The organism is Streptomyces anatolicus (assembly GCF_019400875.1).
GTDB lineage: Bacteria > Actinomycetota > Actinomycetes > Streptomycetales > Streptomycetaceae > Streptomyces > Streptomyces anatolicus.
This window is the reverse complement of record NZ_WMBF01000197.1, coordinates 1-11265: the sequence shown is the minus strand read 5'-3', so window position 1 is coordinate 11265 and position 11265 is coordinate 1. Positions and strand designations below refer to the sequence as shown.

Annotated in this window: 10 protein-coding genes and 1 pseudogene; 4 read left to right on the top strand and 7 right to left on the bottom strand. The window is 71.2% G+C overall.

Translation table 11 applies throughout. The features are described 5' to 3' along the window. The 4 genes from GKQ77_RS18585 to GKQ77_RS18570 all read right to left on the bottom strand — a co-directional run. Positions 1-783: SRPBCC family protein (locus GKQ77_RS18585; protein ID WP_219689992.1), on the bottom strand; the 783-nt coding region annotated here is incomplete at its 3' end. A gap of 58 nt (positions 784-841) precedes the next feature. After that, entirely contained in the window at positions 842-2410 is a 1569-nt protein-coding gene (locus GKQ77_RS18580; protein ID WP_219689990.1) for a polyamine aminopropyltransferase, read from the bottom strand. Positions 2411-2498: 88 nt separating this feature from the next. After that, entirely contained in the window at positions 2499-3023 is a 525-nt protein-coding gene (locus GKQ77_RS18575; protein ID WP_219689988.1) for a DUF2617 family protein, read from the bottom strand. 341 nt (positions 3024-3364) lie between these two features. Then, complete coding sequence (locus GKQ77_RS18570; RefSeq protein WP_219689987.1) at positions 3365-3634, bottom strand: hypothetical protein; 270 nt, start codon at positions 3632-3634, stop codon at positions 3365-3367. Positions 3635-3773: 139 nt separating this feature from the next. On the opposite strand from GKQ77_RS18570, the gene GKQ77_RS18565 reads away from it, so the two are divergent. Beyond that, positions 3774-4964, top strand: a complete 1191-nt coding sequence (locus GKQ77_RS18565; RefSeq protein WP_219689985.1) for a pyridoxal phosphate-dependent aminotransferase — start codon at positions 3774-3776, stop codon at positions 4962-4964. An 89-nt stretch (positions 4965-5053) separates the two neighbouring features. On the opposite strand, the gene GKQ77_RS18560 is transcribed toward GKQ77_RS18565, so the two are convergent. Together GKQ77_RS18560 and clpB are read right to left on the bottom strand one after the other, a co-directional pair. Continuing rightward, positions 5054-5593 (bottom strand): type III secretion system chaperone family protein, encoded by a 540-nt coding sequence (locus tag GKQ77_RS18560; RefSeq protein WP_062774584.1) that lies wholly within the window; start codon positions 5591-5593, stop codon positions 5054-5056. 222 nt (positions 5594-5815) lie between these two features. Continuing rightward, a complete protein-coding gene (clpB, locus tag GKQ77_RS18555; RefSeq protein ID WP_219689983.1) occupies positions 5816-8425 on the bottom strand; it encodes an ATP-dependent chaperone ClpB in 2610 nt (869 codons plus the stop codon). A gap of 136 nt (positions 8426-8561) precedes the next feature. On the opposite strand from clpB, the gene GKQ77_RS18550 reads away from it, so the two are divergent. After that, positions 8562-9011: a pyridoxamine 5'-phosphate oxidase family protein gene (locus GKQ77_RS18550; protein ID WP_219689981.1), complete on the top strand. Its 450-nt coding sequence runs from the start codon at positions 8562-8564 to the stop codon at positions 9009-9011. 128 nt (positions 9012-9139) lie between these two features. Here the strand turns inward: GKQ77_RS18550 and GKQ77_RS18545 are convergent, their stop codons facing one another. Next, positions 9140-9499, bottom strand: a complete 360-nt coding sequence (locus tag GKQ77_RS18545; protein ID WP_125514066.1) for a Rieske (2Fe-2S) protein — start codon at positions 9497-9499, stop codon at positions 9140-9142. 379 nt (positions 9500-9878) lie between these two features. On the opposite strand from GKQ77_RS18545, the gene GKQ77_RS18540 reads away from it, so the two are divergent. Both GKQ77_RS18540 and GKQ77_RS18535 read left to right on the top strand, forming a co-directional pair. Next, positions 9879-10829 (top strand): helix-turn-helix transcriptional regulator, encoded by a 951-nt coding sequence (locus GKQ77_RS18540; protein WP_372459922.1) that lies wholly within the window; start codon positions 9879-9881, stop codon positions 10827-10829. Between the two features lie 211 nt (positions 10830-11040). Further along, positions 11041-11265: pseudogene (locus GKQ77_RS18535) on the top strand (helix-turn-helix transcriptional regulator); the annotation flags it as partial.

Below are 11265 nucleotides of genomic sequence, written 5' to 3'. Positions count from 1 at the left end.
GGCGTACCTGCCGCGGGGCGGGGCGTGGTCGACCTCCTCGGCGCTGCGGCCGATCATCGTGCGGCGGGCGTGCGCGGCCTCGGCGGGCGGGACGTCGATGTCGCTGACGTCGTCGTCGATGTCCTCGATGTCCTCGATGCCGAGCCCGCCGATGTCCTCGGCGTCGTCCACGTCATCGATGTCGCCGACGTCGTCCACGTCGTCCAGGTCCTCGACGTCGTCCACCTCGTCGAGGTCTTCGGCGTCGTCCGCCTCGTCGCTCAGCCGGTCGAGGGACGGCGGCGGCACCTCGGTCTCGAAGACCGTGGGGGGCGCGGGCCGCGGCTCGGCGGGCTCGGCCGGGCCGGAGTCCGCGGGCGCCGCCTCCGCAAGCCCCTCAGCGAACCGTTCGAGGAGCCTGCGCACAGCGGACTCCACAGCCTGTGGAGAACTCTCCGTGATCCGGCCGTCGGCGCCGGCCGTCCCGCCGAACACGACGGTCGTCCCCGCCGGGGCCGGCACGAGCCGCACGGTCAGCGAGAGCCGCACGGAACCGGAGCCGCGCACCTCCGCGCCCTCGCCCTCGATCGCGTACGCACCGGCGGCGCGGCCCTTGACCCGCGCCGCGCCCCGGTACGTGATGGTGTGCCCCCCGACGCGCACCTTGAGGCGGCCGGAGAGCGGGCCCGCCGTTTCCTCCGCGTCGCGCTGCAGCCCGGGCACCGCCCCGGCGACCCGCTCGGGGTCTGCCAGGACCTGCCGGAGCCGGTCTGCGGAAACCGGAACGAACACCTCATGCTCCATGGCAGTCGAGCCTACCCACGCACTCGTCTTTATGTACGCCTCTTCGCCTGACCGTGCGTCAGTTCGCGTACCGAGGGTGCACCAGCGTCGACGCCGTCAGCCCCGGCACCCTGGTCGGCTCGGCCGACCGCGCCCCGGCGCGCACCACATCGGACCCGGCCGCGCGCCGCAGCACGGGGCGCGCCCGCGAGGCCAGCACGAAGCCCCAGTCGCGGGGCGCCCGCACCGCCTGTGACGTGCGATCGGGCCCGGCGGCGAACCCGGGCCCGCGCCCGCCCACGCGGTACGGCACGGTCTTCAGGCCCGCCGCGCGCAGCGTCGCCTCCACCGTCCAGAACGACCGAGGCCGGCTCGCCACGGGGCCCGCGTGCACGGTGAGCCGCCCCCGTGGGGCGAGGACGCGGGTGGCGAGGCCGTAGAACTCCTGGGAGTACAGCTTCGTGCTCGCGGTGATGCCGGGGTCCGGCAGGTCGGAGATCACCACGTCGTACCGCCCGCGCGCCGAGCGCAGCCAGCGGAACGCCTCGGCGTGCACCACCCGCACCCGGCGGTCGCGGTAGGCGTGGCCGTTCAGCTCGCTCAGGGCCGGGTCGTGCCGGGCCAGGTCGACGACGCCCGCGTCCAGTTCGACGATGTCGACGCGGCGCACCCCGGGGTGGCGCAGCACCTCGCGCGCCGCGAGGCCGTCGCCGCCGCCGAGGACGAGCACGCGCGCGTGGGGGCCCCGCATCGCCGGGCGGACGAGCCCCCGGTGGTAGCGGTCCTCGTCGCGTCCGCTGATGCGCAGGCGCCCGTCGATGAAGAGGTCGAGGGTGCGGCGGCGCCCTCCGGTGAGGACGACTTCCTGTACGCCGGTCTGGACGGCGACCCGCACGTCGTCGCCGTACACCGCCCGCCGCGCGGCCCGCTCGAACTCGTCGACGTGGACGGCGGCCGAGGCGAGCAGGGCGAGCACGGTGACGTTCGCGGCCAGCAGCGACCAGCGGCCGCGCGCGGTCAGGTCGCGCCCGAAGAGGCCGAGGACGAGCGCGCCGCCCGCGAACGCGTTGACCGCGCCGGTGAACAGGGCGCCCGTGAGCTGCCCGAACATCGGCAGGAGCAGGAAGGGGAAGGCTAGGCCGCCGACGAGCGCGCCCACGTAGTCGGCGGCGAAGAGGTCGGCGACCGCGCCCCCGGCGTCCTGCCGCCGGATGCGCTGGATGAGCACCATCAGGAGCGGCACCTCGGCGCCGATGAGGACGCCGATGGCGAGGGAGAAGGCGACGAGGAGGTACCGCGAGCCGCCCGCCCAGACCTCGCCCCGGTCGCCGGTCCACGCGAACGCCGCGTACAACGCCATGGCGCTGCACCCGCCGACCAGCGCGAGCGCCGCCTCGACGACGCCGAACCAGAAGGAGGCGCGGCGCCGCAGCCGCTTGGCGAGCAGGGAGCCGATACCCATGGCGAAGACCATCACGGAGAGCACGACGGAGGCCTGAGTGACGGAGTCGCCGATCAAATAGGCCGCGAGGGCGACCAGTTCGAGTTCGTAGACGAGTCCGCAGGCAGCGCAGACGAACACGCCCGCCAGGACGAGGAACCGTCCTGCCCGCGGCGAGACCGGCAACCGCACCGACGACTCGAGCACCCCAGCACGCTACGTCACCGCACGCTCACGCCGGGTCCCCCAAAAGGGTGCACATGGCGCCGCCCCGTCGCATACGGCGCCGTACCGCTCACAGCGCCGCCGGGAGCGGCATCCGTACGCCCACCCGGGTCCGCGTGGCGACCAGCTGGCCGTCCTGCGGATACGCGTGCCACGTGCGCCACATCACCGAGCCCTCGTACCGCTGCGCCAGCATGGCCGTGAAGGCGTGCGGGCTGCCGGGGAAGACCCCGGCGAGGCCGTGCGGGTGCTCGGTCACCAGTGCGAGTAATTCCTGTGCGCGGCCCGCGAACTGGCCGCGTGAGAGCGTCTCGACGCGCGCGGCGAACTCGTACTCCCAGTCGCCCACCCGCTTGGAGACGCCCAGCGGGAGCGGCGTGCTGGAGCCGGGGATGCAGGCCACGGTCTCGGAACAGCTGCCCTGCTCCTCCTCCAGAAGCACCTGGTGGGAGGCGCCGAGGAGTCTCAACTGCATCTTCGCGTCGGCCAGTTCCACGTCGAGGGTGGCGAGCGCGGGCAGCGGCTCGCGCCCCAGGGCCCAGGCGAGGTCCGCGGCGCGCGTGTCGGTATAGACAGTCTTCAGGGTCGTGAGCATGGGTCGGCTCCGCTAACACGCAATGGAGGTGGGGCCGACGCACCCGGATACGGGCACCGGGCGGTCGGAATACCGGCTCGTGCCCACGAGCTCGTCACTTGCAGGTCTCCAGACTTCGGTCGGGCAAACCCGTGACGGACATCCGAGGGCGGTACTGGCGGTTAAAAGGGAATCATGGTCGGCGACAGTGCCACAGCGTTTTTACCCAACTTCGTAGGGTTTCCATCCCCCTGGGGGCTCCACAGTTCAACTGTTCAATGCCGCAATCAACGTCGGAACGCCCGGCGGGAGTTGTCTCCCCGCCGGGCGCTCACCGGAACCGGTGGACCAGCTGCCCCGTGTCAGCTGCCTCCGCCGCATCCTCCCCCGCCACCGCACGAGGAGCTGCTGCTGCTCCCGCACGAGGAACCGCTGCCGCACGAGGAGCTGCCCCCGCACGAGGAACCGCCGCCGCTGTCGCCGCCCCCGGCCCACCAACTGCCGCCGCCCGCCGCGCCGGCGGCGGTGCCCGAGCGCCGGGCCCCACGGCGGCTCCTGCGGCCGTGCGCGATATTGGCCGCCGCGACCACGGCGAAGATGATCACCGCGCTGAAGATGAAGGCCACGAACATGACCATCACGCTCCTTCCGTTCCCCCGAAGCGCGGTCCCCCCGTGGGCCCCGCTGCTTGCGTGACAGGGGGATGCCCCCCTGCGGGACGGCCCAAAGCAGAGTTGAGGAAGTCCAGAGGTTCGGCGCAGGATGGCCGCCATGACCACCACTTCCGGGAGCGGGCGCCCGCTGCTCAACCGCCGCCTCACCGAGTTCGGTACGACGATCTTCGCCGAGATGTCCGCGCTCGCGGTCACCACGGGCGCGATCAACCTGGGCCAGGGCTTCCCGGACACCGACGGGCCCGAGTCCGTCCGCGAGGCCGCGGTGCGCGCGCTGCGCGACGGCCGCGGCAACCAGTACCCGCCGGGCCCCGGCGTCCCCGAGCTGCGTACGGCGATCGCCGCGCACCAGCTCGCCCGTTACTCCCTCACCTACGACCCCGACCGCGAGGTCCTCGTGACGGCGGGCGCGACCGAGGCGATCGCGGCCTCGCTCCTCGCCCTCGTGGAACCGGGCGACGAGGTCATCGCGCTGGAGCCCTACTACGACTCGTACGCCGCCTCGATCGCGCTGGCGGGCGGTACGCGCGTCCCGGTCACCCTGCGCCCCGCGGACGGCCGCTTCCGCCTCGACCTGGACGAGCTGCGCGACGCGATCACGCCGCGCACCCGGCTGCTCCTCCTCAACACCCCGCACAACCCGACCGGCACGGTCCTCACCCGCGCCGAGCTGACCGAGATCGCGAGGCTCGCGGTCGAGCGCGACCTGCTCGTCGTCACCGACGAGGTCTACGAACACCTGGTCTTCGACGACGCCGAGCACATCCCGCTCGCCTCCTTCCCCGGCATGCGCGAGCGGACGGTCACCATCGGCTCCGCGGGCAAGACGTTCTCGTTCACGGGCTGGAAGGTCGGCTGGCTGACCGCCGCGCCGGAGCTGGTCGCCGCGGTCCGCTCGGCGAAGCAGTTCCTCACATACGTCTCGTCGGGCCCCTTCCAGTACGCGATCGCGGAGGCACTGGCCCTGCCCGGCTCCTTCTTCGCCGACTTCCGCGCGGACCTGCGGGCCAAGCGGGACCTGCTGTGCGAGGGCCTGACGGCGGCGGGCTTCGACGTCTACCGCCCGGCCGGCACGTACTTCGTCACGACCGACATCCGCCCGCTCGGGGAGAGCGACGGCTTCGCGTTCTGCCGCGCGCTGCCGGAGCGGGCCGGTGTCGTCGCCATCCCGAACGCGGTCTTCTACGACCACCGCGAGGCCGGCGCCCCCTTTGTCCGGTTCGCCTTCTGCAAGCGGACGTCCGTCCTGGAGGAGGCGGTGGCTCGCCTCAAGGCGCTGGCGGGCTGAGGCGGCCGCCGGTACGCCGAGAGCCCGGCCGGGGGTGAAGCCCCGGCCGGGCTCTCGCGTGCGTACGGCTCTTGCGGTCGTACGGGCCCTCAGGCCTCGTCGTCGCCCGGCTTCTCGCCCTCGGCGGAGTCGACCTCGGACTCCAGGCCCAGCTGCTCGACGAGCCAGCGGTCGAACTCGATCGCGGCGCGCACCCAGCTGACGGTCGACGACACGAAGTGCTCCAGGGAGACTCCGGTGCCGATCAGCATCTGGGCCTCGCCGATGAGGCGGACCGTGCCGTCGTCGTGCGTGTGGCTGTAGACCTTGGGCCACAGCGTGCGGCGGTTCCAGTCGTCGATCGACTCCAGAAGCTGCTGCTTCTGCTCGATCTGGTGGGGCCGGTCGTAGAACGTCCGCACCGAGAAGACCTGCTGGTCGTCCTCGCCGCGGAACATGAAGTACGTACGGAACTCCTCCCACGGCGCCGCGAGGTCACCCTCGTCGTCGACGACGTGCTTCAGCTCCATCTGGTCCAGGAGCTGCTTGACGAGGTCCTGGTCGGGGACGACGGGGCCCGCCGGTCCTGCGCCCTGCTGCGGTTCGGGCTGTCCCCCGAAATTCGGAATCGAGGACGGGTCGATGCTCACGTGCTTTGTCCCTTCGTATGGATGGGCCCATCCTCTCCCAGAGTGGGCCCCCCGGGGCAAGCCCGGCTCCTCGTCTGCCGTGTTTCCGCCGTTCGCCATCTGCGGACAGCGTGTGGCTGATCGCGCAGTTCCCCGCGCCCCCAAAGGGGCGCGGGGAACTGCGCGAGCGGCCAAGGACCCGCCGCACCCGGCGAACGACAGACCGGGGCAGGCGCGAGGCCGCTATAGGGACTTGCCCGCAGGGCCCACCAGGAGGCCGTCCCCGGCGCGGTCCACGCGGACCACGTCGCCGTCCGTCACCTCACCCGCAAGGATCTCCTTGGCGAGCCGGTCACCGATGGCCGTCTGGATGAGCCGGCGCAACGGCCGCGCCCCATACGCGGGGTCGTTGCCCTCCAGAGCCAGCCAGTCCAGCGCCTCAGGCGTGACGTCGAGCGTGAGCCTGCGCTCGGCGAGCCGCTTGGCGAGCCGGTCGATCTGGAGCCGCGCGATGCGCGCCAGCTCGTCCTTGGTCAGCGCGGAGAAGACGACCAGGTCGTCGAGCCGGTTGAGGAACTCCGGCTTGAAGGAGGCCCGTACGACCTCAAGGACCTGCTGCTTCTTCTCCTCCTCGCTGGTCAGCGGCTCGACCAGATACTGGCTGCCGAGGTTGGACGTGAGGACCAGGATGGTGTTGCGGAAGTCCACCGTCCGCCCCTGCCCGTCGGTGAGGCGCCCGTCGTCGAGGACCTGGAGCAGGACGTCGAAGACCTCCGGGTGCGCCTTCTCGACCTCGTCGAGGAGTACGACGGAGTACGGGCGTCGCCGCACCGCCTCCGTCAGCTGGCCGCCCTCCTCGTAGCCGACGTACCCGGGGGGCGCGCCGACGAGGCGGGCGACGCTGTGCTTCTCGCCGTACTCGCTCATGTCGATGCGGACCATGGCCCGCTCGTCGTCGAAGAGGAAGTCCGCGAGGGCCTTGGCCAGCTCGGTCTTGCCGACGCCGGTGGGGCCGAGGAAGAGGAAGGAGCCGGTCGGCCGGTCGGGGTCGGCGATCCCGGCGCGGGTGCGGCGCACGGCGTCGGAGACGGCGCGTACGGCCTCGCCCTGCCCGATGAGCCGCTTGCCCAGCTCGTCCTCCATGCGCAGCAGCTTCTGCGTCTCGCCCTCCAGGAGGCGCCCGGCGGGGATGCCGGTCCAGGCTCCGACCACATCGGCGATGTCGTCCGGGCCGACCTCCTCCTTGACCATCGTGTCCTTGGACTGGACGGCCTCCTCCTCGGCCTCGGAGGCGGCTTCGAGGTCGCGCTCCAGCGTCGGGATCTCGCCGTAGAGCAGCTTGGACGCGGTGTCGAAGTCGCCGTCGCGCTGGGCGCGTTCGGCCTGGCCGCGCAGGTCGTCGAGCTTCTCCTTCAGCTCGCCGACGCGGTTGAGGGACTGCTTCTCCTTCTCCCAGCGTGCGGTGAGGCCGCGCAGCTCCTCCTCCTTGTCGGCGAGGTCGCGCCGCAGCTTCTCCAGGCGCTGCTTGCTGGCCGGATCCGTCTCCTTGCTGAGCGCCAGCTCCTCCATCTTGAGCCGGTCGACGGCGCGCTGGAGTTCGTCGATCTCGACGGGGGACGAGTCGATCTCCATGCGCAGCCGGGAGGCGGCCTCGTCGACGAGGTCGATGGCCTTGTCGGGCAGGAAGCGGGAGGTGATGTACCGGTCGGAGAGCGCGGCGGCCGCCACGAGCGCGCTGTCGGCGATCTGGACCTTGTGGTGGGCCTCGTACCGCCCCTTGAGGCCGCGGAGGATCGCGATCGAGTCCTCGACGGACGGCTCGGCGACGAGCACCTGCTGGAAGCGGCGCTCCAGGGCGGGGTCCTTCTCGATCCGCTCGCGGTACTCGTCGAGGGTGGTGGCGCCGACCATGCGCAGCTCGCCGCGGGCGAGCATGGGCTTGAGCATGTTGCCCGCGTCCATGGCGGAGTCGCCGCCCGCGCCCGCGCCGACGACGGTGTGCAGCTCGTCGATGAAGGTGATGATCTGCCCGTCGCTCTCCTTGATCTCGGAGAGGACGGTCTTCAGGCGCTCCTCGAACTCGCCGCGGTACTTCGCGCCCGCGACCATCGCGCCGAGATCGAGGGAGACGAGCCGCTTGTTCTTCAGCGACTCGGGGACGTCACCCTTGACGATCCGCTGGGCGAGGCCTTCCACGACGGCGGTCTTGCCGACGCCGGGCTCGCCGATGAGCACCGGATTGTTCTTCGTGCGCCGGGAGAGCACCTGGACGACCCGCCGGATCTCCTGGTCCCGCCCGATGACGGGGTCGAGGCGCCCTTCGCGGGCCGCGGCGGTGAAATCGGTGCCGAATTTCTCCAGCGCCTTGTACTGACCCTCGGGGTCGGGTGTGGTCACCCGGCGCCCTCCCCTTGTCGTCTCGAATGCCTTCAGGAGCTTCTTGTCGGTGGCCCCGTGCTTCGCCAGGGCCTCCCCGGCCTTGCCGCCCTTGGCGGCGATGCCGATGAGCAGGTGCTCGGTGGAGAGGTACTCGTCGCCCAGCTCCTTGGCGCGCCGGTCGGCGTCGGTGATGACGGCGAGCAGCTCGCGGTTGGGCTGCGGCGGCGCGACGGTGGAGCCGGTCACGCTGGGCAGCGCGGCGAGGATCCGCTCGGCGTCCGCGCGCACGGCCGCCTGGTCGGCCTCGACGGCGGCGAGGAGGTCGGTGATGTTCGCGCTCTCCTGCCGCCCCTCGCCCTCGAGCAGCGCGAGCAGCAGATGCGCGGGCGTCAGATCGGGGTGCCCGTCCTGTACGGCCCGGTCGCCTGCCGCGTTGATGGCGGCCCGGCTCCTGTTGGTCAGCTCTGCGTCCACGTGCGCGTGCCCTCCTTACGGCGTCAACGAGTGACTCTGAGTCCACCGGGGACTCTGACTAGCTCAACGTACACAAAGTTGAGTCTATTCCACTCAAGGAAACTTCGGGGAGGCGGGGCGGCTATGTTCCGTACCCATGAGCGCGAACCCCGCCACCGCACCCCGGGTGCCCCGGATAGACCCATGCGATCCACCGGAGCCCTACCTCGACTTCTGGCGCGAACGGCACCTGTGCACCCTGACCACACTGCGCCCGGACGGCACCCCGCACGTGGTCCCGGTCGGCGTGACGTACGACCCCGAGAGCGGCACCGCACGCGTGCTCGCACGCAAGACGAGCCGCAAGGTCGTCCACATCCTCGCGGCGACGGGCGTGGCGGACGGCCCCGGGGCGCGGGTGGCGGTCTGCCAGTTCGAGGGGCGGCGCTGGGCGACGCTGGAGGGGCACGCGACGATCCGCACGGAACCGGCGGAGATCGAGGCGGCGGAGGTGCGCTACGAGGCGCGCTACGGCCGGCGCCCCTCGCCCAACCCGGACCGGGTGCTCATCGAGATAGCGGTGACGCGGGCGCTGGGCAAGGCGTAGGCGCACGTAGGCGCACCCCTTGCACGCCCCACCCGCACACACCACAGCGGCGCCACCGTGTTCAGGTCCACGGTGGCGCCGCTGCTGGGGGAAGCGCCTGCGCGATTTACAACGACGGGGGAATCGCGTCAGGCACTGCGGGGGGTGGCTGTGATGCTGTCCGGGGCGTTCGACATCGCCCCGGGGTCCTGCTGCTCCTGCTCTCCGACGAGCTGGTGGTCGCGCCGGTCGAGATTGACGAAGACCATTCCGTACCGCACGGCACAGCGCACGGGCTGCGGCGCGCCTCGCGGCCGGCGGAGGCACCGGTAGGCCCGGATCTCCTCCTCGTCGTCCCGCGTGACGACGATCGGCTCACCGAGCAGGGTCACCATCAGCGAGTCGCCGCGATGGGGGATCGCGGTCACGAGATCGATGAAGTGCCAACCGGAGCGGTAGGCGGTGGCCATTTCTCGGCGGAAGGTGCGGTCGTCGGGGGGAGTACTCATGACCTGACCGCTCCCTTCGAGCCAGAATCCCAAATTATGTCGCCTGGAGCCGAGTTCCAGATGATGTCCAGTGGCCTCACATCGGGTGTCGAGACATCCACGGCCGTGGACTCGTAATCCGAGCTCACCCCAAGACCGCTGAACGCGGTGACGGCCAACCCAACAGAGAAGGCACCGACAAGCACCGAGCGAAGCATTCCCATGCACATAGCGGGCTTCGTCCTCACTTCCATCGCGACTCTCCCCCGGCCTTCCATGACGATGGCTCATTCAGCCATGCGAACACCACAGAAGCGATGCATCATGTTCCTGCACGTTCAGGACCCTGGGGGGTGGAGCAATGACAACGAACAGCCCAATTCGGGCACATCCACACTCCATGGCCGAACTATGCGACGAGGGCAAGAGGCTTTACGCCAGCGCGCTGCGCACCGGACGCATCGGCCGGGCCGAAGCGGAAGCCGCTCCCTGTCTGATGGAGTTCGCTCTCCTGGATCCCGATCCGGATGACGCGGACTGGCTTCGCCCAGTTCCACCCACCTCCGTGCTCGCGCAACGCCTCAGGCCTCTGGAACGCGAGATTCAGGAGCGCAGGGCCCTCGCGGTCGAGTTGACCGATGTTTTCGAGCCATTCATGGCCATCAGCGCCCAGGACCGGCCCTCGGTCCACGCGATCACGGTCCTGGAAGGCGTCACCCGCATCAACGCGGCCATCGGCATCGCCACGGCCGAGTGCAAGTCGGAGATCCTGACGGTCCAGCCGGGCGGCGGACGCAGTGAGGCCATCCTCACCGAGGCGGTGAAACGGAGTCAGGGGATCATCGAGCGGGGCATCACCATGCGTACGCTCTACCAGCACACCGCACGGCACAGCCAGGGCACCATCGCCTACGCCGAGTACATGAGGCAGGGCAAGGTCGAGGTGCGCACGCTCGAGGAACTCATCGAGCGGCTGATGATCTTCGATCGCACCGTCGCCTTCATCCCCGCCCGCGACGACCGTCAAATAGCCCTGGAACTGCGCCACCCGGGCCTGGTCGAGTACCTGGCCAAGGTCTTCGAGCAGCTGTGGCAGCGCGCGGCGCCCCTCCTGGAGGAGGCTCCCTACGACCCGCCCACGGACGGCATCACCGGCGTGCAGCGCTCCATAGCCAGGCTCCTGGTCGAGGGCCACGTCGACGAGGCCATCGCCCGTCGCCTCGGCATGAACGTCCGCACCTGCCGCGCCCACATCGCCAAGATCGCCGCGGCCCTCGGCAGCGGCAGCCGCGCCCAGCTCGGCTACCTCATCGCCCAGTCGGGGATCCTGGACCAGGACCGCTCCAAGTGACCACGCGGGCCCGCCCGCACGCCCCGCGGAGCCCTGACGCCCCTGAGACCGGCCGGTCGGCGATCCTCCGCCACAAGCCCTGAAGCGGCTGCTCCGGGTCCGGGTGCGTCGATGGTGTGTGAAGTAGACACTTCACACACTGCACTCCCGCTGGCCGGGCACCCGCCTGCATAGAATCGCGTCGCTTCAACCAGAGCAGGAGGGAGCCGGCATGGCCGACCAGCACGCGCCGCACGCGGCGGAAGAGCTGTGCGAAGCCGGCCTGGCCGTGTACGCCCGCGCCCTGCACACCGGCAGGATCCCCAGCAAGGACGCGGCCCGCACCCCCTGCCTCATCGACTTCGGCCTCCTCCACCCCGACCTCGACGACATGCGCTGGCTGCGCCCCAGCACCCCCGCCACCGCCCTGCCCCGGCTGCTCCGCGCCATCGAGGAC